This window comes from Flavobacterium phycosphaerae, from assembly GCF_010119235.1.
GTDB lineage: Bacteria > Bacteroidota > Bacteroidia > Flavobacteriales > Flavobacteriaceae > Flavobacterium > Flavobacterium phycosphaerae.
In genome coordinates, this window is the sequence record NZ_JAAATZ010000001.1 from 651920 (window position 1) to 677584 (window position 25665).

The 25665-nt window shown below is 38.1% G+C and carries 17 protein-coding genes and 1 tRNA gene; 15 read left to right on the top strand and 3 right to left on the bottom strand.

Going from position 1 to position 25665, the window contains the following annotated elements:
• Nucleotides 1–14: 14 nt before the first annotated feature.
• The 8 genes from GUU89_RS02840 to GUU89_RS02875 all read left to right on the top strand — a co-directional run bounded on the left by GUU89_RS02840 (nt 15) and on the right by GUU89_RS02875 (nt 16261).
• Nucleotides 15–2324 carry a glycoside hydrolase family 65 protein gene (locus GUU89_RS02840; protein ID WP_162126503.1) on the top strand — a complete coding sequence of 770 codons (2310 nt, stop codon included), beginning with the start codon at nt 15–17 and terminating at the stop codon, nt 2322–2324.
• Nucleotides 2325–2385: 61 nt separating this feature from the next.
• Nucleotides 2386–4218, top strand: a complete 1833-nt coding sequence (locus tag GUU89_RS02845; RefSeq protein ID WP_162126504.1) for a glycoside hydrolase family 13 protein — start codon at nt 2386–2388, stop codon at nt 4216–4218.
• A gap of 4 nt (nt 4219–4222) precedes the next feature.
• Entirely contained in the window at nt 4223–6634 is a 2412-nt protein-coding gene (locus tag GUU89_RS02850; protein ID WP_235921948.1) for a glycoside hydrolase family 31 protein, read from the top strand.
• A gap of 5 nt (nt 6635–6639) precedes the next feature.
• Nucleotides 6640–8292, top strand: a complete 1653-nt coding sequence (locus tag GUU89_RS02855) for an alpha-amylase family glycosyl hydrolase (protein WP_162126505.1) — start codon at nt 6640–6642, stop codon at nt 8290–8292.
• Between the two features lie 2 nt (nt 8293–8294).
• Nucleotides 8295–8942, top strand: coding sequence for a glycerophosphodiester phosphodiesterase (locus tag GUU89_RS02860; protein WP_162126506.1), 648 nt, complete (start codon nt 8295–8297; stop codon nt 8940–8942).
• Nucleotides 8939–10153, top strand: coding sequence for a BaiN/RdsA family NAD(P)/FAD-dependent oxidoreductase (locus tag GUU89_RS02865; RefSeq protein ID WP_162126507.1), 1215 nt, complete (start codon nt 8939–8941; stop codon nt 10151–10153). Before GUU89_RS02860 ends, GUU89_RS02865 begins: the two co-directional genes overlap by 4 nt.
• Before the next feature lie 65 nt (nt 10154–10218).
• Nucleotides 10219–13971 carry a T9SS-dependent choice-of-anchor J family protein gene (locus GUU89_RS02870; protein ID WP_162126508.1) on the top strand — a complete coding sequence of 1251 codons (3753 nt, stop codon included), beginning with the start codon at nt 10219–10221 and terminating at the stop codon, nt 13969–13971.
• A gap of 16 nt (nt 13972–13987) precedes the next feature.
• On the top strand, nt 13988–16261 hold the full coding sequence (locus tag GUU89_RS02875) for a T9SS-dependent choice-of-anchor J family protein (protein ID WP_162126509.1): 2274 nt from the start codon (nt 13988–13990) through the stop codon (nt 16259–16261).
• 40 nt (nt 16262–16301) lie between these two features.
• Here GUU89_RS02875 and GUU89_RS02880 read toward each other — a convergent pair whose 3' ends face one another.
• Complete coding sequence (locus tag GUU89_RS02880) at nt 16302–16775, bottom strand: TspO/MBR family protein (RefSeq protein WP_162126510.1); 474 nt, start codon at nt 16773–16775, stop codon at nt 16302–16304.
• Nucleotides 16776–16854: 79 nt separating this feature from the next.
• Between GUU89_RS02880 and GUU89_RS02885 the strand changes: the two genes are divergently transcribed.
• The 6 genes from GUU89_RS02885 to GUU89_RS02910 all read left to right on the top strand — a co-directional run bounded on the left by GUU89_RS02885 (nt 16855) and on the right by GUU89_RS02910 (nt 23109).
• Nucleotides 16855–17943, top strand: a complete 1089-nt coding sequence (locus GUU89_RS02885) for a diphosphomevalonate/mevalonate 3,5-bisphosphate decarboxylase family protein (RefSeq protein ID WP_162126511.1) — start codon at nt 16855–16857, stop codon at nt 17941–17943.
• A 5-nt stretch (nt 17944–17948) separates the two neighbouring features.
• Complete coding sequence (locus tag GUU89_RS02890; RefSeq protein WP_162126512.1) at nt 17949–18887, top strand: mevalonate kinase family protein; 939 nt, start codon at nt 17949–17951, stop codon at nt 18885–18887.
• A gap of 18 nt (nt 18888–18905) precedes the next feature.
• Nucleotides 18906–19826: a geranylgeranylglycerol-phosphate geranylgeranyltransferase gene (locus GUU89_RS02895; RefSeq protein ID WP_162126513.1), complete on the top strand. Its 921-nt coding sequence runs from the start codon at nt 18906–18908 to the stop codon at nt 19824–19826.
• Between the two features lie 130 nt (nt 19827–19956).
• Nucleotides 19957–20856 (top strand): pseudouridine synthase, encoded by a 900-nt coding sequence (locus GUU89_RS02900; RefSeq protein ID WP_162126514.1) that lies wholly within the window; start codon nt 19957–19959, stop codon nt 20854–20856.
• A gap of 60 nt (nt 20857–20916) precedes the next feature.
• A complete protein-coding gene (locus GUU89_RS02905) occupies nt 20917–21279 on the top strand; it encodes a nuclear transport factor 2 family protein (protein ID WP_162126515.1) in 363 nt (120 codons plus the stop codon).
• A 66-nt stretch (nt 21280–21345) separates the two neighbouring features.
• Nucleotides 21346–23109 carry a DUF885 domain-containing protein gene (locus GUU89_RS02910; RefSeq protein ID WP_162126516.1) on the top strand — a complete coding sequence of 588 codons (1764 nt, stop codon included), beginning with the start codon at nt 21346–21348 and terminating at the stop codon, nt 23107–23109.
• A gap of 38 nt (nt 23110–23147) precedes the next feature.
• Here GUU89_RS02910 and GUU89_RS02915 read toward each other — a convergent pair whose 3' ends face one another.
• Nucleotides 23148–23912 (bottom strand): hypothetical protein, encoded by a 765-nt coding sequence (locus GUU89_RS02915; RefSeq protein ID WP_162126517.1) that lies wholly within the window; start codon nt 23910–23912, stop codon nt 23148–23150.
• A 151-nt stretch (nt 23913–24063) separates the two neighbouring features.
• Nucleotides 24064–24145: transfer RNA gene (locus GUU89_RS02920), tRNA-Leu, on the bottom strand.
• A gap of 109 nt (nt 24146–24254) precedes the next feature.
• Here GUU89_RS02920 and GUU89_RS02925 point away from each other — a divergent pair.
• Nucleotides 24255–25643, top strand: a complete 1389-nt coding sequence (locus tag GUU89_RS02925; protein WP_162126518.1) for a dipeptidase — start codon at nt 24255–24257, stop codon at nt 25641–25643.
• Nucleotides 25644–25665 lie beyond the last annotated feature (22 nt).

Consider the following 25665-nt stretch of genomic DNA (forward strand, 5'->3'; position numbering starts at 1 on the left):
AAATAAAAAATACAATGAACCAAGATTATATAAAACCAGACAATTGGTCAATTATTGAAGAAGGATTTGATGCCGAACAAGTAAAATCATCCGAAAGCCTTTTCAGTATTGGAAACGGTGCCATGGGGCAACGCGCCAATTTTGAAGAACACTATTCCGGAGCAACTTTTCAGGGAAGTTATATTGCGGGTATTTATTATCCGGACAAAACCAAAGTGGGCTGGTGGAAAAACGGTTATCCGGAGTATTTCGCCAAAGTACTTAATGCCCCAAGCTGGATTGGAATTCAAGTTGAAATCAATGGAGAATTGTTAGATTTAGCCACTTGCAAAGTCGGCAACTTCAAAAGAGAGCTTAACATGAAAGAAGGTTGGTATCACCGCTCGTTTGATGCCACATTAAAAAACGGTACCGAGGTTTCAGTCAATGTGCGCCGCTTTCTTTCTTTAGATTTGGATGAATTAGGAGTAATCAATTATGAAGTGACTCCAAAAAACCAAGAAGCAACTGTAGTTTTTAAACCGTTTTTAGACGCAGGCGTTCACAACGAAGATGCCAATTGGGAAGAAAAATTTTGGGAACCATTAGCAACCGAACATACCGACAATGAAGCCTATGTAGTAGCGCGCACCTTCAAAACCCATTTCGAGGTAACGACCTATATGCACAATACCATATTAATCAACAATGTAAATCAAAACTTCAAACCCATATTTGTAGACACAACTTCGGACAAAGTAGTCTTTACTTATGAAACATTAGTGGCTAAAGGGCAAACCATAACCTTGCAAAAGCTGGGTGGGTATACCGTATCCATGAATCATGAAGCCAATCAGTTGGTTCCGGCAGCGCAAAACGTAATTCAAAAAGCTTTGGCTTTAGGCTATGACAAATTGCTGCAAAATCAAATCGACGCTTGGGCCAAAATCTGGGAGATGAGCGACATTACCATTGAGGGCGATGTGAAAGCACAACAGGGTATTCGCTTCAATATTTTCCAATTAAACCAAACTTACTTAGGAAAAGATTCCCGATTAAATATCGGACCGAAAGGATTCACCGGAGAAAAATACGGTGGGTCAACTTATTGGGATACCGAAGCCTATTGTATTCCGTTTTACATGGCAACGAAAGACCAGCAAGTGGCCCGAAACCTTTTGACTTATCGTTACAATCAATTGGACAAAGCCATAGAAAATGCGGAGAAAAACTTGGGATTCAAAAACGGAGCCGCTTTATATCCAATGGTAACCATGAATGGCGAAGAATGTCATAACGAATGGGAAATCACTTTTGAAGAAATCCACCGAAACGGTGCCATTGCTTTTGCTATTTTCAATTACTACAGATTTACCGGTGATTACAGTTACATTCCCGAAAAAGGATTAGAAGTGTTAATCGGTATTGCGCGTTTTTGGCACCAAAGAGCCACTTACTCTACCCACAGAAATCAGTATGTGATTCTGGGAGTGACCGGTCCAAACGAATACGAAAACAACGTCAATAATAATTTCTATACTAATTATTTGGCCAAATGGTGTATCGATTATGCCATCGAACAAATCAACAAAGTACAAACAGAATACACCACAGATTATGTTCGCATCATGAACAAAGTCAAATTATCGGAATCAGAAATCGGGCATTGGAAAGCCGTTGCCGATAATATGTATTTCCCCTATTCCGAAGAACACGATGTGTATTTACAGCAAGACGGTTTCTTAGATAAAGATTTAGTCAAAGTGCATGATTTGGATAAAAGTCAACGTCCTATCAATCAAAAATGGTCTTGGGACCGAATCCTGCGTTCGCCTTACATCAAACAGGCCGATACTTTACAAGGATTTTATTTCTTCGAAGATCATTTTACCAAAGAACAACTGGAAAAACATTTCGATTTTTACGAACCATTTACGGTGCATGAAAGTTCGCTTTCGCCATGCGTTCATTCAATACAAGCAGCAACTCTTGGCCGAATGGAACAAGCCTATACCTTCTATTTAAGAACTTCCCGCTTAGACTTAGACGATTACAACAAAGAAGTCGAAGAAGGGCTGCACATCACGTCAATGGCAGGAACTTGGATGAGTATTGTGGAAGGTTTTGGCGGCATGCGTGTCAAAAACGATACTTTACATTTCGAACCGAGAATTCCGGCAGAGTGGAATGGCTACTCGTTTAAAATCAATTTCAGAAACCAAATCCTGAAAGTTTCGGTACATCAAAAAGAAACCAAATTTTCACTCGAAGGCGACAAAGAACTGACCGTTTATGTGAACGGAAAAGCAATTCTGGTAGAGCCTAACAGCTTGGTTACCGTTTAAATCATAACACTTAAACCCGACCGTTTTTCAAAATGTGTCGGGTTTTTAATTTTAGTATCCTATGAAAAAAATTGCCCTGTTATCACTTTTAGTCACTGCGGTTTCATTCGCGCAGGTTCAAAAAACAGAACCGCCATTTTGGTGGAGTGACATGAATCTTTCCAATGTTCAAATAATGTTCTACGGGAAAAATATTGCCCAAAATGAGGTAACCGTTTCCAATAGTATCGTCATCACAGGCATTCAAAAAACCGAAAATCCTAACTACATTTTCGTAACCATCGACACTAAAAATTTACCGGCTCAGGATTTCGATTTTACCTTTAAAAACGGTAAAAAGTCATTTACTCAAAAGTACTCCCTGAAAGCCAGAAAAGCCGATTCCAAATTCCGCAAAGGATACGATAGTTCCGATATGATTTATTTAATCATGTCAGACCGTTTTGCCAATGGAAATCCTAACAACGACAGCGATGCCTCAGTAACCGAAAAAGCCGATCGAAACAATCCCAACGGGAGACATGGCGGCGATATTCAGGGCATCATTAAAAATTTAGACTATATCCAATCCCTTGGTGCAACAGCCGTTTGGCCCACACCGCTTTGTGAAGATAATGACGAAAGAGGTTCGTATCATACTTACGGCCAATCCGATGTCTATAAAATAGACCCGCGCTTCGGAACCAATGAAGAATACCTCAAACTAAGTGCTGAACTACACCAACGCGGCATGAAAAACATATTAGACTATGTGACCAATCACTGGGGCTGGCAACATTGGATGATTAAAGATTTACCAACCTATGATTGGATTCATCAATTTCCGGGTTATTCGCAATCCAACTACCGCATGACCACACAATTTGACACCAATGCTTCAGCAATAGACCATAAAAATTGTGTTGATGGTTGGTTTGTAAAATCGATGCCCGACCTAAATCAATCCAATCCATTGGTCCTAAATTACCTGACGCAAAATGCCATTTGGTGGATTGAATATGCTGATTTAGACGGTTTCCGCGTGGATACTTATTCCTATAATGACAAAGAAGGTATCGCCAAGTGGACGAAAGCCATCACCGATGAATACCCGAATTTCAACATCGTTGGTGAAGTGTGGATGCACAGCCAAGCACAAATGGCCTATTGGCAAAAAGATAGTAAAATAGGGGCCATCGAAAGTTACAATTCGCATTTGCCAAGCGTGATGGACTTTACTTTGCACGATGCTTTAGAAAAAGTTTTCAATGAAGACAAAGCGGAATGGGATAAAGGGATGATTAAAATTTATGACAATTTTGCCAACGATTTTCTGTATCCGAATAGCAACAATATATTGGTTTTTGCCGAAAACCATGATACGAATCGTTTCAATCAAGCCTATAAAAATGATTTTAAAAAATACCAAATGGTTATGACCTTGATTGCAACCATTCGTGGAATTCCGCAATTGTATTATGGTTCCGAAATCGGTATGGCAGGGGACAAAGGTAAAGGTGACGGGGATATTCGCAGAGATTTTCCTGGTGGTTGGAATGGCGATACTAACAATGCTTATACGAAAACCGGAAGAACCGAAGAACAAAACAAATTCTATGATTTCACAGCCAAGTTATTCAATTGGAGAAAAACAAAATCAGTCATCCATACCGGAAAAATGATGCATTATGTTCCGGAAAATAACGTGTATGTTTACTTTCGCTATTACGAACAGGAAACTGTAATGGTGGTCATTAATAATAATCCGGAGAAACAAACCTTCAAAACCAATCGTTTTACGGAAAGAATCGAAAATTACACTTCAGGGAAAGACATCCTAACCGATAAATCGTTTGATTTAAAAAATGAGATGACCATTGACGGAAAATCTACTTTGATATTGGAATTAAAATAACGACATGAAATCGAAGATTCACGAATACAGAAAAAACAATTATTTAAGCATGGGTAAAAAACTACTTCTTCTCTTATTCATTACTTCGGTTTCATTGGCTCAAAATGTAAATCGAAAATACAAATCACATAAATGGGAAAACGGCTTTTTAAAAGTAGTAGTTACCGATGGAGAATACCGATTCAAAGTTCTATCGGATAAGATTACTGAAACCTCATTTATTCCTAACGGACAAAGTTACAATCCGGTTTCGGAAGCTGTGGTACTTGACAAACCTTCGGGCAAAATTTCCAAAACAGAAAGCGATAAGTACCTTGAAATAGGCACAAAATCATTGACCGTTCATATTGATAAAAAGCCATTTCGCATACAGTATTTAAAAAACAGCAACCCGATCTTTTCTGAAAAAACAGGCTACACCAAAAAAGATTCAACCGAAGTCCTGACTTTCAACTTAGATAAAACAGAAGCGCTTTATGGTGGTGGAGCCAGAGCGCTTGGCATGAACCGTCGCGGCAATCGTTTGCAGTTATACAATCGGGCACACTATGGGTACGAAACCCGGGCTGAATTGATGAATTTCTGTATTCCAATGGTGCTTTCTTCTAAAATGTATGCCGTGCATTTTGACAATTCAGCTATTGGCTATTTGGATTTAGACAGCAAAAAAGACAATACGCTCAGTTACGAAACTATATCGGGAAGAAAAACATACCAAGTTATCGTTGGCGACACCTGGACTGATTTGGTTTCCAATTATACTGATTTGACCGGAAAACAACCCTTACCACCACGTTGGGCTTTCGGAAATTTCTCCAGCCGTTTTGGCTACCGTTCGCAAGAGTCACTGGAAGGAACCATTCGCAAATTTGAAGAAAACAATATTCCGGTTGATGCCATTATTCTCGATTTATACTGGTTCGGAAAAACCATAAAAGGCACTATGGGTAATTTGGATTGGGACAAAGACAACTGGCCTAATCCGGATAAAATGATAGCCGATTTGAATGCTAAAGGCGTCAAAACAATTTTGATTACTGAACCTTTCATTCTGACCACCTCATCAAAATGGCAGGAAGCCGTTAACAAAAATATATTGGTCACCGATAAAACCGGAAAACCGGCTACTTGGGATTTTTATTTTGGCAATACCAGTGTCGTTGATATCTTCAAACCTGAAGGCAAGGATTGGTTTTGGAATGTTTATAAAAGATTAATTAACCAAGGCGTTGGAGGTCTTTGGGGTGATTTGGGCGAACCGGAAGTTTTTCCGTCAAAAGCCATTACGGCTGGTGGCAAAGCGGATGAAGTGCATAACATTTACGGACACCATTGGGCCAAATTAGTAGCGGACGGTTACAAAAAAGATTTCCCAACTCAGCGTCCATTTATCCTGATGCGCTCCGGGTATTCGGGCTCTCAACGCTATGGCATGATTCCGTGGAGTGGCGATGTAAGCCGTTCTTGGGGCGGATTGCAAAGTCAAATGGAAATTTCTTTACAAATGGGAATGCAAGGTCTGGCTTATATGCACTCGGATTTAGGTGGATTTGCCGGCGATTATTTTGATAACGAACTCTATTTACGCTGGTTACAATACGGTGTTTTCCAACCGATATTTCGTCCACATGCTCAGGAAGATGTGGCTTCCGAAGTAGCCCGAAAAGATATTGTTACTATGGCCAAAGCCAAAAAACAAGTGGAACTGCGTTACCAATTGATGCCCTATAATTACACTTTGGCATTCGACAACAACCAAAAAGGAACTCCGCTAATGCGTCCGTTATTTTTTGAAGAACCCGAGAATGAAAAGCTTCAAACCGTCAGTCAAACTTATCTTTGGGGGAACGATTTTTTAGTAACACCTATTACCAAATCGGGGGTTACTTCAACTGAAATTTATTTCCCGAAGAGCAGCAATTGGTTTGATTTTTATTCCGATGAAAAACACGAAGCAGGAAGTATTGCAAAAGTAGTTGTAGCCGAAGACCACATCCCAGTTTTTGTACGTGGCGGGAGTTTTATTCCGATGATTCCAACCATTCAGAACACAACAAAATATTCTTTAGCTAACTTTGATTTGCATTTTTATTTTGATAAAACTGTTGCCAATTCAACCGGGAAAGTATACCATGATGATGGACTGACGCCCAATGATTTTGAAAAAGAAGCTTATGAAATCCTGAATTTCAACAGCACCAATAAAAGCGACACTTTGATTCTAAAATTAAACACCGAAACCGGGAAAAATTTTGAGGCTACCGATAAAACCATTACCGTTTTGATTCACAATATCAAAGCCAAGCGTATCTTTGTAAACAATCAAGAACGTTTTTATAAAACATTCAGCGAACCGCTAAAGATTGCCGTTGATTGCAAAAAAGGAACCATTCAGGAACTAAAAATCGAATATTAATTACTATGAAAAAAATAACCTTATTATTATTGGCAGCTCTAACCTTGAGCGGAAACACTTTTGCCCAAAAAAGCAAACCCGTAACTGCAAAAACTCCTTTTATTTGGGAGGCTGCCAACGTATATTTTATAGTAACTGACCGATTTAAAAACGGCGACGAAGCCAACGATCGTATCATCGACAGAAGAAAACCAACAGGAGTACTAAGAGGGTTTAATGGTGGCGATTTACGCGGTATCATTCAAAAACTCGATGAAGGTTACTTTGATAAATTAGGTATCAATGTGATTTGGATGACACCAATCGTGGAGCAAATTCACGAAGGCGTTGACGAAGGAACCGGATTCACCTACGGCTTTCATGGCTATTGGACCAAGGACTGGAGTGCTCTTGACCCAAGTTTTGGCACTAAAAAAGAATTAGCTGAATTGGTACAAAAGGCTCATGCTCGAGGTATTCGTATCATGCTGGATGCGGTGATAAACCACACCGGTCCTGTGACTTCACAAGACCCTGCTTTCCCTTCAGACTGGGTTCGCACTACACCAAAATGCACTTACAAATCGTATGATACTTATATTAACTGCACCCTTGTGGACAATCTTCCGGATGTAAAAACCGAAAGCACTGCCGAAGTACAAGTACCGGAATATCTGGCTTACAAATGGGAAAAAGAAGGACGTTACGAAAAAGAAATGGCTTCGCTGGAGGCATTTTTCAAAAAAACCGGGTATCCGAAAGCACCCAAATATTACATCATGAAATGGCTGTCGGATTACATTACAGAGTTTGGCATTGATGGCTATCGAGTAGATACTGCTAAGCATACTACCGAAGATGTTTGGGCCGATTTTAAAAAAGTATGTACCACGGCTTTTGTCGAATACAAAAAAAACAATCCAACAAAAGTACTAGATAACAATCCTTTCTTTATGATTGGTGAAGTGTATGGTTACAACATCGGCAACAAAAAATTCTATGATTTTGGCGATAAGCAAGTAAATTATTTTGAAAACGGTTTTAATGGTTTAATCAATTTTGATTTCAGAAACGAAGCCAAAATGGACTATGAACCACTCTTCTCTAAATATTCAGATATTTTGAACAACAACTTAAAAGGCAACACGGTAATGAACTATGTTTCCTCACATGATGACAGTTACCCTTTTGATAAAAAAAGAGAAAAAACAATAGAAAGCGGTACTAAACTACTCTTAGCTCCAGGCATTTCGCAAGTATATTATGGTGATGAAAGTGCTCGTTCATTAACTATTGAAGGCGCTCAAGGCGATGCTACTTTGCGTTCTAATATGAATTGGAATGACCTTATTGATAATCCAAAGTCAAAAGAAACTCTGGCGCATTGGCAAAAACTGGGTAATTTCAGAAAAAATCATCCTGCTGTCGGAGCCGGAGTTCACCAACAAATTGCCGGTACACCTTATACCTTCAGCAGAACTTATTCAAATGGAAACTACAGTGATAAAGTGGTGGTGGCTTTGAACTTACCAAAAGACAAAAAAGAGATTCCGGTGGGTACTATTTTCGCCAATGGAACAAAGGTAAAAGATGCTTATTCAGACAATACTGGTGTTGTTATTGATGGAAAAGTTACTATTGAATCAGATTTCCCTATTGTATTATTGGAAAAATTATAATCATGCTCAAAATCGGTCATCGCGGTGCGAAAGGACATGCAGCCGAAAATACTTTGGCTTCTTTTCAAAAAGCTATCGCGTTAAACGTTGACATGATTGAGTTGGATGTGTACCAAAGTAAAGATCATATTCCGGTAGTAATTCATGATAAAACTATCGACCGAACAACTTCGGGTTCCGGTTTGGTTGCTGATTATTTAGCTTCTGAATTGCAAAATTTTGGCATTCCTACTCTCGAAGACGTATTTCATTTGGTAAACAATCAATGCGAAATTAATATCGAAATCAAAACATTTGCTACCACTGAAAGCGTCCTGAAGTTACTGGATTCTAGTCTTTTTATAAAAGAAAAAATCCTCCTTTCCAGTTTTGATTGGAATGCGCTGCAGGAAGTGCGTTTTCATGACGATACTGTTCGAATTGGTGTTTTAACTGAAACTGATATTGACTTGGCTATGGCATTTGCCAAATTTATAAAAGCCCATTCAATTCATCCTTATTATCACTTGTTGACGGCTGAAAATGTCAAACAAATACAAGCCAAGAATTTTAAAGTTTTCCCCTGGACGGTAAATGAACCCGAAGATATTATCTTTGTCCAATCGTTAAACGTTGACGGCATCATTACTGATTTTCCGAATAGGCTATGAACACAAATTATGACATTCTAATTGTAGGCGGTGGTGCAGCCGGCTTTTTCACGTCTATCAATATCGCGGAAAACAATCCGCAACTGAAAGTGGCCATCTTGGAACGCGGCAAAACCGTTCTGGAAAAAGTTCGTATATCAGGTGGTGGCCGTTGTAATGTAACCCATGCTTGTTTTGTTCCGAATGATTTGGCCAAATTTTATCCGCGTGGCGAAAAGGAATTGCGCGGACCGTTTCATCAGTTCTGCTCAGGCGATACTATTGAATGGTTTGAACGTCATGGCGTAGCTTTAAAAATTGAAGATGACGGTCGCATGTTTCCCATTTCTGACAGCTCGCAAACCATAATTGATTGCTTTTTAACGGCTGCCAAAAAACTGAAAATAGAAGTCCTGACCGGTCAAAGTGTACAATCACTCTTTAAAGGAGAGGGCTATTGGAAAGTAGAAACCAATCACGAAACCTTTTCCTGTCAAAAACTAATTATGACCACAGGCAGCAATCCTAAAATTTGGGAAATGCTGCAAGAAATCGGACATACTATAGTACCGCCGGTGCCTTCCTTGTTTACTTTTAATATAAAAGATACTCGTATTAAAGATTTGATGGGAGTTTCGGCCTGGGCACAAGTAAAGGTTAAAGGAACAAAACTGGAAGCTGTCGGCCCTTTATTAATAACTCATTGGGGAATGAGTGGCCCCGGGATTTTAAGACTTTCGGCTTGGGGTGCTCGAGAACTTTTTGACAAAAATTATCAATTTACCATAGAAGTGAATTGGCTTAACGAAGTTTCTTTTGAAGAAGCAGTAGCAACTTTGAAAGAACTAAAACAAGTACATGCCAAGAAAGCGGTAAGCAAAAAATCGCCTTTTGATTTTCCCAATCGTTTATGGGAAAGTTTAGTGCTTGCTGCTTCTATTGACATCGAAACCAAATGGGCCGATGTATCTAAAAAACAACTAACCGATTTGGCAAACCAACTGACCAACGGCCAATTTCAGGTAAATGGCAAAAGCACTTTCAAGGAAGAATTTGTCACGGCAGGCGGCATTGATTTAAAAGAAATCAACTTCAAAACGATGGAAAGTAAACTTCATACCGACTTATTTTTTGCCGGCGAAATTGTAAATATTGACGCTATAACGGGCGGATTTAATTTTCAAAATGCCTGGACGAGTGGATTTATTGTTGCCAATGCTATATTCAAATAATTCTTATATTTTTTGTTGCAGGTAATTAGAAATCAGTTAAATTTGGTTTTTCTAAAAACAAAAAAATGAAGAAAACTCTACTCCTTTTCGTTTTAATTCTCTTTGTATTACCATTCTTTTCAACCTATGCGCAAGGTTTAACTTGTGCTGACCCAATACAAATTACAACGCTGCCCTACACCACAACTGACGACACAGCCAATTATTCCGATTCGACCGATGTAAGTCAACCGAGTATTTGTGCCAACACAACAGCAAACTATATGACGGGTAACGATGTGTTTTATGCGTATACGCCAACGACTGATGGAGTCATTTCAATAAATATGACACCTTCTGCAAGTTGGTCAGGTATCTTTGTTTATGATGGCTGTAGCAATGTAGGAGTAGCGTGTTTAGCCGGAGTGGCAAATAGTACCAGCGGTTTAAGAACTATTAATAACTTAACCGTTCAATCCGGTCATCAATATATTATCGTTATTTCGACTTTTGCTTCTCCTCAAACCATAGGATATACTTTAGAGATTCAGCCCTTATCTTGTCTAACTCCAATAGAAGTAACTTACGGAGACATTTTTACAAATTCGGTAAATCTGAGTTGGTATGAAATGGGAACTGCAACGAGTTGGGAAGTGCTTGTTTTGCCTACAACATCTCCTGCTCCTACAGCCGATAGTTCAGGGGTAATTGTGGCAACAAATTCCTATACTACCACAAATAATTTAACTCCGAGTACTTCGTACATAGCTTATGTTAGATCGCTTTGTTCTTCAACAGACAAAAGCTCTTGGGGAATCTCTCCTGCATTCACCACTCCCTGTCTTCCGTTTTCGGTACCTTTTCAGGAAGGCTTTAACAGCACATCTGCAACTGAATCGTGTTGGCGAGTATGGAATTTTAATGGTGATGTAGATCTTTGGAATATGAATTATACAACCGCTCCGTTTGAAGGAAACCAATGTGCCATACTATTAACAGATTATAATAATGGTAACAATAATGATTGGTTAGTATCACCAACAATAACGTTAACCGGGAACCAGGTTTTGAAATACCAATATAAAGTGCAAAGTTCTGCAGAACCTAATAATTTTAGAGTTATGCTTTCTACTAACGGTCCTAACCTATCAGGGTTCACAACTACATTAGTCCCGTTGACAACTTATAGTAATGCAACCTATAATGAACAGGTTGTTTCGCTGGCAGGTTATTCAGGACCTGTAAATATTGCTTGGAATGTTCCACCGAGCAGCATAGATGGCTGGAGAATATTTATAGACAATGTTATCATTGAAGATATACCAACTTGCCCGGCGCCAACAAATATAACAAGTACAGCCGTGACACAAACTTCTGTAACTTTGGGTTGGACAGAACTTGGCACAGCTACTTCATGGGAAGTATTTGTGGTACCATCTAATTCAACAGCTCCTTTAGCTACTGATTCCGGCCAGGTCGTAACAACCAATCCTGCGGTAATATCAGGATTGAATCCTCAAACGACATACAGTTGCTATGTAAGATCAATATGTTCTGCCAGCGATTTGAGTAATTGGTCCTTAAAAATAGATTTTACCACTACCCTCTCAAATGATGATTGTATTAATGCCGTTGTAGCCCCAGTTAATAATTTGTTTACTTGTACTCAGGTTGTTTCAGGAGCATTGACAGGAGCTACATCGTCAGGTCCAAATTTGGCAACCCCATGTATTGGTGTAGCCGATGATGACGTTTGGTTTAAATTTGTAGCCAGCAATACGGAAATAAGAGCCTCTTTACATGACATTGTTGGAACGACCACTAATTTGAATATGGCTGTTTATGCCGGTCAATGTGGAGCTTTAACGCAATATGCCTGCAGTATGAGTAATACTCTATCCATTAGTCTCTATAACTTAACCATTGGAAACACTTATTACTTGAGGGTTTACTCAAATGCCAGCACTCCTCAAAATGTAACATTTAATCTTTGTGTCGCTACTATTCCAAATTGTTCCAGCGCAATACCGCTTTGTGGCCTTACAAATTATCAAAACATGACTGGTGTAAGTAGCATTGGAGCTAAAGGATGTTTAACGACAACACCTAATCCTAGTTTCTTTTCATTAAGAGTTGGCAGCACCGGACCAATACACTTACTCTTAACACAATCATCCTTCAGTAGCTCAACCACTGGAAATTTAGATGTGGATTATGCCGCATGGGGGCCTTTCCCATCCCAAAGTGTTGCCTGTGATGCTATCAGCTCAGGACAAGATCCGGGAATTGGAGTACCGGTTACGCAACAAACAGGTTGTAGTTTTTCTCCTAATTCTGTTGAAAATCTAAACATTGAAAATGCGGTAGTAGGACAATATTATATCATTCTAATTACAAATTATAGTGATGACCATGGATATATTACTGTAAGCCAATCCAATTCAAATCAGCCGGGAGCTGGTGCCATAGATTGTAGCAGTATAAAACTAAATGCCTTTTTGGACAATAATGCTAATGGAGCAAAAGATGTTGGTGAACCTGATTTTGGGCTGGGACAATTTCATTATGAAAAGAACAATGATGGAAATAGTCACAGCGTAATCTCACCAAGTGGGATTCATACTATCTACGATTACAACTCGGCAAACAACTATAATTTGTCCTATACTATAAATGCTGACTATACCTCGCTTTATAATGTTACAGCAAATTACACTAATATTAACATTACTAATTCAGGGCTCCCATTTAATTACTTTCCGGTTACTCTTATACAAAACTATAATGATTTAGGAATAACCATTGTGCCTATGAGTAATCCGAGAGCTGGTTCGACATATAAAAATAAAATTGTATACACTAACAATGGAACGCAAAGTATAGCTTCAGGAAATTTAACTTTTACTGTTGATCCTGTTACTACCATTAGTAGCATATCGCAATCTGGAACTACAGCTATATCCAATGGTTTCTCTTATGCCTTTACCAATTTATTGCCATTTGAAAGCAGAAGCATTATAGTTACTATTACTGTACCACCGATACCAACTGTTGCACTAGGACAACTTATCACCAATACCGCTTCAATAGTCCCACCTGTAGACGATGTTGTAGCCAACAATAATACCAGCAACTCAACACAAGCTGTCATAGGAGCTTATGATCCAAATGATAAAATAGAATCCCATGGAGAACAAATTCTTTTTTCATCATTTACGGCTAATGACTATTTAGAATATACCATTCGATTTGAAAACAATGGAAATGCTATGGCCTTGAATGTTGCTGTACATGACGTTTTAGACAGTCAGTTAGATGCCAATACTTTGGTTATGCTTGATGCAAGTGCCAATTACATTCTTGACCGATTAGGAAACACCCTTATCTGGAATTTTCAAAACATTATGTTGCCAGTAGCCATTGCTAATACTGATACGGGAAAAGGATATATCAAATTCAAAATCAAACCTAAACCTGGCTTTACCGTTGGAGACATCATTCCGAATACAGCTTCGATTTATTTTGACACCAATCCTGCCATCATTACGAATACATTCAACACTAAATTTGTACAAAGTTTAAGCAATCCTACCTTTAGTAACAACACTATTGTATTGTATCCAAACCCCGCAAAGACTAGTGTGCACATCCAAAGTGATACTACTCAACTCGAAAGCATTCATCTTTATGATATCTCAGGTAAAATTGTAAAACAAGTTGATGGCATAACTAATACACAATACACCGTAGATGTTTCAGCATTGGCAAAAGGAATTTATTTTGTGGAAATTGTCACTGAAAATAAACTCAAACAAATCAAGAAACTGATTATACAATAAACCTTAAGATAAAAACATGAAGAAGCTGCTACTTTCACTCTGTCTTGGATTGTATTCCATCACCGGATTTTCACAATTTTTTGAAGGCTTCGAAAACACCAACGGACCTGAACCGCTTCCTACCTCCGCCTGGACACTATCCAGCGGCAACTGGGCCTTTTTATCCAATGAATTTGGAATAATGGAACAATGGAAAACAAACAATACCATCCCATATCAAGGTACCAATTCGGCCTATATTTCAAGAGAAAATATAGGAGTTGGCAACACAGAAGAAGATTATCTTATTACTCCACTTGTAAACATCCCGATAAACGGTCAATTAAAATTTTGGAGCAGAACTTTTACTAACGGTGATCAAGGAACTTTATATCAAATAAGAGTCGCACCGATGACGACTGCTCAAACTAATGTAGCTTCATACAGTATTTTGGCACAATACACCGAGAATCAATTAAGCACCACATTTGACACTTATGAAGAAAAAACTATAAATCTATCTGCCTTTGCCGGACAAGCTATATATATTGCATTTGTTCGTGTTTTTACACAGCCAACCGTAGCTTTGGGCGGGGATCGTTGGTTACTGGATAATGTTTCGATAGAAACTTCAAATTGTCCAAAGCCTACCCAATTAGTATCAAGTTCAATCACACCCACCTCAGCGGTATTAAATTGGATTGAAACAGGAAATGCCACCTCATGGGAAGTTTTATTAATTCCGCAAGGCGATCCAACTCCATTACCTTCAAATAGTGGTTGGATTACGACAACAAACCCTTTTGTTGTAACAGGTTTAATGCCTAATACTTGTTACTCCTACTATGTACGTTCATTATGCTCTTCTACTGAAAAAAGTAATTGGTCAGAATCTGGTAACTTTTGTACTTATGATTGCACCAATAACGGAAATTGCAATGATAATCTAAATCTAATTGCTTTCGTTGACAGCAATAATAATGGAGTTAAAGACACGAATGAAATCGACTTCAATTATGGTTATTTTACGTATGAAATTAATAATTCAGGAGTACCAACTTACGGTTATCCCAATAATGGGACTTATTTTGTTTTTGATGACAACCCAACTAATAGCTATTCTATTCATTTTGATGTGGCATCTGCTTATGCTTCTTATTTCAGTTCCTCGTCAAATTATAACAATATTATAATATCCGGTGGCGGTTCTCAAATCTTATATTTCCCGATAACACCACTTCAGTCTTATGACGATTTAGAAGTAACAATACTCCCAAGTAACAGTCCACGACTGGGGTTCTCCTATTATAATTACATAAGAATAAAAAACAATGGGCCAGTTACTGTAAGTACGGGCACTTTAACTTTCACGAAAGCCTCAGCAGTTTCAATTATAAGTGTTTCTGAAAGTAGCGTTACTACAACACCAACAGGTTTTACTTATACGTTTAGCAACCTGGCTCCTAATCAAGAACTCCTTATTTCGGTAAATATGCAGGTACCCACCATACCTACAGTAAACTTAGGAGATATGCTTACCAATACAGCAACTGTTGCCTCATTAAACACCGATGCGTTTCCTTTAAATAACAATTACAGTTTATCTCAAATTGTAGTGGGTTCCTACGACCCTAATGATAAAAGCGAATCCCACGGCGGTAAAATAGGACTCGATACTTTTACCGATAATGATTACTTGTATTACATGATTCAATTTGAAAACACTGGTACTGCCAATGCTGAATTCATACGAATTGAGGATGTGTTGGACGCCCGTATAGACGAAACCACTTTTGAAATGATTCGTGCCAGTCATACGGTAAATACCTCACTTTCCGGAAATCAACTGACCTGGCATTTTTATAACATCAACTTACCTCCTACCATAAGTCAACCTGACCAAAGTCACGGCTATGTGTTCTTTAAAATAAAACCTAAAACGGGTTATGCAGCAGGAGACATCATCCCGAATACCGCTGCCATTTATTTTGACTATAATCCGGCAATTGTGACTAACACTTTTAACACGGAGTTTTTCAGCAGTTTGGGGAATTCATCTTTTGCAGCATCGGAATCCTTCCATTTATATCCGAATCCGGCTCATCACAATGTAAAAATCAGTTTGAATACAAATGACAAAATCGATGAAATCCGATTCTATGATATTTCAGGCAAACTGACTAAGAGAGTGACAACTATTGATGCCTTATCGTCAGACATTGATGTTTCAGGATTAGAAAAAGGGATTTACTTTGTTGAAATAAAGACAGAGAACAAATCAAAACAAATCAAAAAGCTCATCATTCAATAAACAACAATAAAAAAGTCCCGAGAAAATCGGGACTTTTTTATTAGTTCAAATACCAAATACTTCCGTTTAAAACAGTAGCAAAACTTACCCATGCTAAATAAGGTACTAAAAGGTAACCTGCAACTTTATCAATATTTTTAAACTGAGTATAGGTTTCAAAAATCATCGCCCACAAAAGCAATATTTCGAAGAAAGCCAACATAGGATTGTGCAGGCCAAAAAACAAAAAGGACCACAAGGTATTCAACCCCAATTGCACCAAGAAAAATATAAAAGCTTTTTTCACATTGGCTTCGTCAGTGTCAATTTTGTTCCAAATTCTACCGGCAGCATACCCCATCAGGATGTATAATAAGGTCCAAACCGGGGCAAAAACCCAATTCGGTGGATTGAAACTTGGTTTATTAATCATGGCATACCAAGTAGGAATATTTTCTCTGGTTACTAAGCTTGAAAAATAACCCACCGCCAAACAAGTCATGATTACAGTGGCTATTCGAAGTATTTTTTGCATTTCAAATTATTTTATCCAAAGATACCACACAATTTTTTACTATTTTTAAAAAAAGTATCTTTGCCTCAAATTCAAATCTATGACAACTGAAAAGGATTTTGTTACTCCAAATTTTACTAACACTGTTGAAAACGGAAGTTTCCGGTGGAGTGCTCCGAGTAACATTGCATTAGTGAAATACTGGGGAAAGAAAACCAATCAAATCCCGGCCAATCCCTCCATAAGTTTTACTTTAAATAATTGCAAGACCATAACGCAGTTAGCCTTTTCTCATAAAGAAAACGACGGAGACTTTTCTTTTGATTTGTTGTTTGAAGGAAAACCAAAGGAAGATTTCAAACCCAAAATTAAAAAATTTTTGGAACGTATTGAACCCTACTGTCCCTATTTAAAAAACTATCATTTTACTATCGATACGCTGAACACTTTTCCTCACAGCTCCGGTATAGCATCTTCCGCTTCGGGCATGGCAGCTTTGGCGATGAATATTATGAGTTTAGAAAAACAATTAAATCCTGAAATGACTGAAGATTTCTTTTACCAAAAAGCCTCTTTCTTAGCCCGATTAGGTTCAGGAAGTGCCTGCCGTAGTGTAAAAGGAAGTGTAGTAGTTTGGGGCAATCATGACGAGATTGAAGGAAGTTCAGATTTGTTTGGCGTAGCATTTCCGTCAAAAGTTCACGCTAATTTTAAGAATTATCAGGATACAATTCTGTTGGTTGACAAAGGAGAAAAACAAGTTTCCAGCACTGTCGGACACGATTTGATGCACAATCATCCTTTTGCGGAGCAGCGTTTTGCACAAGCGCATACTAATTTGTCTGCCATGAAAAAGGTATTGGAAACCGGTGATTTAGAACAATTTATTCAAATTACCGAAAGTGAAGCCCTGACGTTGCATGCCATGATGATGACTTCGTTACCCTATTTTATTTTGATGAAACCTAACACACTCGAAATCATCAACAAAATTTGGGCTTTCAGAAACGAAACGAAAATTCCTATATGTTTCACACTGGATGCTGGAGCTAATGTGCATGTTTTGTATCCCGAAAACGTTAGAGTAAGCGTTTTGCAATTTATTACCAGTGAATTAGTTGGCTTTTGTCAAAATGGTAACTATATTTGTGATGCAATTGGAATTGGTGCAATAGAAACTATCAATTAAAATCTATGAAAGGACCCTTATTTTACTCAAAAATTCTGCTCTTCGGCGAATACGGAATCATCAAAGATTCTAAAGGTTTATCCATTCCTTATAACTTTTACAACGGTGCCTTGAAAGTGGATGAAAATCCATCACAAGAAGCCATAGCCTCCAATGCAAGTTTGAGACGATTTGTAACTTATTTGGAGCAATTGCAAAAAGACCAACCTGAATTGGTAACGTTCAATATTGACTCTTTAAAAGCAGGTGTAGAGCGCGGGATGTACTTTGATTCGAGTATTCCGCAAGGGTATGGCGTGGGGAGTAGCGGGGCTTTGGTAGCGGCTATTTATGACAAATATGCCCATGCTAAAATCACAGTGTTAGAAAATCTAACGCGTGAAAAATTGCTGCAGTTGAAAACTATTTTTTCGCAAATGGAATCTTTTTTCCACGGAAAAAGTTCCGGTCTTGACCCGTTAAACAGCTATTTGAGTATTCCGATTTTGATCAATTCTAAAGACAATATTGAAGCCACGGGAATTCCGTCACAAAGTGCTACCGGCAAAGGGGCTGTATTTTTGTTAGACTCGGGCATAGTCGGTGAAACGGCTCCTATGGTTAATATTTTTATGGAAAACTTAAAAGAAGAAGGTTTCCGTAAAATGCTGAAAAACCAATTCGTAAAATACACCGATGCCTGTGTGGAAAACTTCTTGGGAGGCGATATGAAATCGCTTTTTGAAAATACCAAACAATTGTCAAAAGTGGTGTTGAACCATTTCAAACCTATGATTCCTGAAGCTTTTCACGGAGTTTGGCAAAAAGGCATTGACACCAATGATTACTACTTAAAACTTTGCGGTTCCGGTGGTGGTGGTTACATCTTAGGATTTACGCAAGATTTAGAAAAAGCTAAACAATCCCTGAAAGACTATAAACTGGAAGTCGTTTATCAGTTTTAATTTACCCCAAAACACACAATGCTTAGCCGAAAAAACAAACTTCTTGTAATGAAAATTATCAGTTTGTTTTCTGTGGTGCGTGGCTACAACATTCCGGTCATAGCACTGGCACAATACCTTTCGGCTATCTTTATTTTGGCTCCCGAAAACAAACGGGCGTTAAGCATTTTACTTGATTTCAATTTATTTATTATCGTTTTAGTCTCCGGTTTGACCATTGCTTCGGGCTATATCATTAATAATTTTTACGACAGTAAAAAGGACTTAATCAACCGTCCTAACAAATCACAGCTCGACCGACTCGTTAGTCAAAAAACAAAGCTGCAGGTTTATTTTACGGTGAATTTCATTGTAGCCTTGTTGGCTTGCTTTGTTTCTTTTCGTGCCGTTTTGTTCTTCTCGGTATACATTTTCCTGATTTGGTTCTACTCGCATAAACTTAAAAAAATAGTGGTTATTGGTAACTTGACGGCCTCTTTCTTGGCTGTACTGCCTTTTTTTGCGATACTATTGTATTATAAAAACCTATATCCGCAAATTTTTGCTCATGCTACTTTTTTGTTTCTGTTGATTTTAATTCGGGAAATGATAAAGGATTTGGAGAACATTAAAGGCGACATTGCCAACGATTACCAAACGATTCCGGTGCTTTTTGGAGAGGCTTTTTCCAAAAAAATAATTACACTGTTAACGTTTTGTTCGGTGATTCCTGTTTATTTTTTAATCGAAATTTACGATGTGGGGTATATGGACATCTACTTTTACATTAGTTTAATAATATTGATTTTCTTTCTGCAAAAGCTTTGGAAATCGAATGCGAAACCCGATTATTTAAGACTTCACAACATGCTGAAATTCCTTGTGGTTTCCGGTGTTTTCAGTATCATGCTGATAAATCCTGAGGTGCTCATTCACGGAAAAAGGTTGCTGAAATTATAATTTCTTTAGCCCAGATAGGAGTGGCATCCTTTTGCTTTTTTCTTTAAAAAGCAAAAGATATAACGGATAGCTGGAAATAGCTCCTGAAAAAGTAGCTTAAATGCTTATCTTTGCACAAATTACAGAATTTATGAATAAGAAGGAAGGCAATAATAAGAGAGGTGGTTCACGTCCTAACAGTTCGCGACCAAGTTCGAACAAGCCAAAACCTGCCATGGCTAAGAGAGCCCAAGGGCCCAAAAAAGCAAAACCTAGTACTGAGGGTGCTGCCCCAAAAAAAGCAGCAAAACCGGTCAACAACATCCCAAAACCTTTGAAATCAGACGATATTCGTTTGAATAAATACATCTCAAACTCGGGTGTTTGCTCGCGTCGTGATGCCGATATTTACATCCAATCGGGGAATGTGAAAGTGAATAATGTTGTGATTACCGAAATGGGATACAAAGTAAAACCGGGCGATGTGGTTAACTTTGATGGTGCCGTTTTGACTCCGGAACGTAAGGAATATATAGTGCTGAACAAACCGAAAAACTTCACTACTTCTAACGAAGATGATGCTGATCACCGAAATGTATTGGAATTGGTGCGTAGTGCTACCAGAGCTAATATTCAGCCGGTTGGCCGTATGGACAAAAACACTACCGGTTTATTGTTGTTTACAAACGATACCGACATGGTGCGTAAATTCAGCTTACCAAATCAGAAATCAACCAAGATATATCAAGTGTCGTTGGATAGAAATTTAAAGTTTGAAGACTTAGAAAAAATTGCCGGTGGTGTTACACTTGACGGGCACAAATTGTATGTGGATGAAATCTCCTATATTGAAAATGAGCCCAAAACTGAAATTGGTTTGAAACTAAGAACGCCAAACGTAAAAGTCGTTCGTGCTATTTTTGAAAGTTTCAAATACGATGTGTTGAAAATCGACAGAGTTTCTTTTGCCGGATTGACCAAAAAGAATTTACCGCGTGGCAATTGGCGTTTCCTTACCGAACAGGAAATTATCAATTTGAAAAACGTTTAAAAAAGTATACTTTTACAAACCTAAAAATCCCAATTGTTTGGGATTTTTTATTTAGAACTTATGTCAGCAGAAAAAAATTTATCGATTGCACATCTTTGGTTTGAGGCCTTTAACGATCACAACTTAGAAAAATTATTGTCGTTATATGATGACGAAGCGGAACATTTCAGTCCGAAACTTAAAATCCGTCATCCCGAAACCAAAGGCTTAGTCACCGGGAAAGAGGCCTTGCGCACTTGGTGGCAGGATGCTTTTGACCGTTTACCAACCTTGCATTACAAAGTGACTTCGCTAACTTCAAACTCCGACCGTGTTTTTATGGAATACATCCGAACGGTGGCGAATGAAGACGATATGTTAGTGGCTGAAGTCCTTGAAGTTAAAGAAGGCAGAATCATTGCTTCGCGAGTGTATCACGGATAATTTATCATTTCATTAACAAATCCATTACCCAAAAACCAATAGTTTTATCCAACTAAACCATTCTATATGAAAAACTTATATTCCTTTTCGGCGATGCTTTTTTTGTCATTGCTATTTGTAAACTGTAAGTCTGAACAAAAAACACAAGACTTTAAAGCCATTACGGATGCCTACTTCAAAGAAAAAAATGAGTTGAATCCGTTAGAGGCCACTCTAAACGGACAAAGTGACTACAACGACCAACTGGTTTTTGAAATGACTGATTCTTACAGAAGTAAGAAAAAAGCGTTCTATCAAAAATACTTAGAAGAATTAAAACAGATAGATACGACCCAACTTTCTGCTGAAGAACAGAATAGTTATGATATTATCAAATGGGAATCGGAAATCGGGATTGATTTTTTGAACCAAAATTCCAACTTGGTTCCGATAGAGCAGTTTGATGGGACACATTTAGCGATGGGACAATTTGCCAGTGCTGAAAGTGCTCAACCTTTCAAAACCGAAAAAGATTATAAAAACTTTTTGAAGAGAATCGATTTATATTCGGTTTGGATTGACTCTGCGATGGTCTATATGAAAAAAGGAATGCAACAAAAAGTAACTTTACCGAAAGCATTGGCTGAGAAAGTGATTCCGCAATTTGAAACCATCATAACACCAAAAGTAGAAGACAATTTATTTTACTCGAGCTGTAAAAAATTCCCGGCCGATTTTACGGAAGCCCAAAAAAGCGATTTAGCCAAACAGTACGCTACCATTATCAATGAAAAATTGACCCCACAGTTTCAGAAACTAATTGCTTTTATGAAAACGGAATACGTTCCGGCCTGTCGTACGACAAGCGGTATTGGAAGCATAAAAGGCGGAAACGAACTATACAAAGTATATGTAAAACAATGGACCACTACCGATAAAACTCCGGAAGAAATTCACGAATTAGGATTAAAAGAAGTAGCGCGCATCAAAGCCGAAATGGAAAAAGTAAAAGAACAGACCGGTTTCAAAGGAACTATTATCGAATTCTTTGATCATGTCAGAAGCAATCCAAAACTAAAACCGTTCAAAAAACCGGAAGAAGTGCTGGCTAATTTTGAAAGAATTCATCAAATCATTAAACCTAATGTGGATAAATTTTTCTCCTTACAACCAAAAACACCTTTCCAAATCAAAAGAACGGAAGCGTTTAGAGAAAAAACCGCCAGTGCAGAATACATGCAAGGTTCAGCCGATGGCACAAGACCGGGCACTTTTTATGTACCTATTCCTGATGTTGCCAATTATAATTATTATGGCGATGAGGATTTGTTTTTGCACGAAGCCATTCCGGGACATCATTTCCAAATTTCACTCCAACAAGAGAACAAAGATTTACCTGATTTCAGAAAGTTCAATTGGTTTGGCGCCTATGGTGAAGGTTGGGCTTTGTATACCGAAAGCTTAGGAAAAGAACTGGGATTATATACTGACCCGTACCAATATTTCGGGATGTTGGGCAATGAAATGCACCGCGCCATTCGTTTAGTTGTTGACACCGGTTTACACTCTAAAGGTTGGACGCGCGAACAAGCCATCAAATATTCTTTGGAAAATGAAGCCGAAAGTGAGGCCAGCATCATAGCTGAAATCGAGCGTTATATGGCTATTCCCGGACAAGCGTTGTCGTATAAAATCGGGCAAATGAAAATACTGGAATTGCGTCATAAAGCACAAGACCAACTCAAAGACAAATTTGACATCAAAGTCTACCACCAAAAAGTGCTGGAATCGGGTGTAATGCCATTAGCCCTTTTAGAAAAGAAAATCAACAACTGGATTGCCAGTAAATAATTAAAAGAAAAAGCCTCTCATAATGGGAGGCTTTTTTATTAGTTTGCTATGCTCTTTTCGAGATTGCTAAAGTCGATTGTTTTTCCATCGACATCAAAAAATTCATAATTGTATTTTAGCTTGCCCTCAACTTCATCAATCTTGAGTAACATTTGGTAAAAGCCCTGGTTCCATTCTACAATCAAATGGTATTCATAATCCCCAAGACCAAAACTGGCCGGAAGATTACTGGTGTACAACAATTTTTTCGATTTTAAGTTCAGTGTATTGATCTCAAAATTTTCATATTGACCCATTTCTTCATTGTCTACTTTTTTGCCTAAATAATCAAGACCTGCGGCCGCTTTGACCATTTTGCTTTTATCCTTCCCTTTGTTGTAGACATCTTTTATAGAAAAAATAACATCCTTCAACGCACTCTTACCGGCATTGACTAAAGAAAATCTCAATTGATGATTATACATCAACTTGTGCACTTTTTTGTCGCCTTCTTCAGTAGTTACACCTTCACTTAAATCATTGTCGACAATTTCTACGATGGGAATGTTTTGTCCTTCTGCTAACGTAAAAGCATCGAATTTGTGGCTCTTTAGCTTTTGCTCTGTTTCTTCTACATATTTATCCTTTTCAACAATCTCGGCATTTAGCACTTCAATTTGCTTGATGGCTTCATCCAATTGCCTTTGTTTTTCCGCCGTACCAAAACCCGGACTGTTTCTATAAAGCAAATACACTGATAATGCCAATAAAACAAATCCAAAAATTGCAAGTAACGCAGTCATCATAAGCTTTTTCCCTTTCATTAGAATAAAAGATTTTTCCTCAAATAGTATTGATGTTGTAAAAATAACAGCATTTCACGAGGTTGTGAAGTTTAATAAAAAGAAACTTTAAACATTTTATTAACCAAATTGTTGAAAATGAAAAAGCTCCAACTTTCGCTGGAGCTTTTCGTGCGGGTAATAGGACTCGAACCTACACGCCTTGCGGCACCAGATCCTAAGTCTGGCACGTCTACCAATTTCGCCATACCCGCAAAATTGTGAATGCAAATATAAATATAATTATGAATTATAAATTATGAATTATGAATTTTTTTGAAACTCTTTTTTAGTAATTTTGATTCAACTAATCTTACCAATATAATGGACAATATAAAAAATTACGTTCAACAAAATAAGGAACGTTTTATCAATGAATTAATTGAACTATTGAAAATTCCTTCTGTAAGTGCTGACAGTGCTTATGCTCAGGATGTTATTGACACTGCCAATGCCGTGAAAGCTTCTTTAGAAAAAGCCGGTTGCGATTTTGTTGAAATTTGTGAAACACCGGGTTACCCAATTGTATATGGCGAAAAAACGATTGACAAGAACTTACCAACAGTTTTAGTATACGGTCATTATGATGTACAACCACCCGACCCAATGGAATTGTGGACGTCACCTCCGTTTGAACCGGTAATCAAAACCACAGAAATCCATCCCGAAGGAGCCATTTTTGCTCGTGGCGCTTGTGACGACAAAGGTCAAATGTACATGCATGTGAAAGCTTTTGAATATATGATTCAAAACAATTGCCTGCCTTGTAACGTAAAATTCATGATTGAAGGTGAAGAAGAAGTAGGCTCTAAAAGTTTGGGGTGGTTTGTTGAAAGAAACCAAGAAAAACTGGCTAACGACGTGATTTTGATTTCTGACACCGGAATGATTTCCAACCAGCAACCTAGTATTACTACCGGGTTACGAGGTTTAAGTTATGTAGAAGTAGAAGTTACCGGACCTAATCGTGATTTACATTCCGGATTGTATGGAGGAGCTGTGGCTAATCCGATTAATATTTTGACCAAAATGATTGCTTCGCTTCACGATGAAAACAATCACATTACTATTCCCGGGTTTTATGACAAAGTAGAAGAACTGACTGCTGCCGAAAGAGCCGAAATGGCCAAAGCGCCTTTTTCCTTAGAAAATTATAAAAAAGCCTTAGACATTGAAGAAGTTTATGGGGAAACCGGTTATGTAACCAATGAAAGAAACTCGATTCGTCCTACTTTAGACGTAAACGGAATATGGGGCGGTTATACCGGCGAAGGGGCTAAAACGGTTATTGCCAGTAAGGCTTATGCTAAAATATCAATGCGTTTAGTTCCGCATCAGGATTGGGAAGAAATCACCGAATTTTTTACCAAACATTTTGAAAGCATTGCCCCCAAAGCTGTAAAAGTAAAAGTAACGCCACATCATGGCGGACAAGGCTATGTAACCCCTATCGACAGTATCGGGTATCAAGCCGCATCTAAAGCTTATACCGAAACCTTTGGTGTTCCTGCCATTCCGGTGCGTTCCGGAGGAAGTATTCCAATCGTGGCTTTATTTGAAAAAGAATTGAAATCTAAAACTATCATGATGGGATTCGGGTTGGACAGCGATGCCATTCACTCGCCCAACGAGCATTTCGGGATTTTTAATTACTTGAAAGGAATTGAGACAATCCCATTGTTTTACAAGTATTTTGTAGAATTATCAAAATAATCAAATAATAAAGTTCAAATAA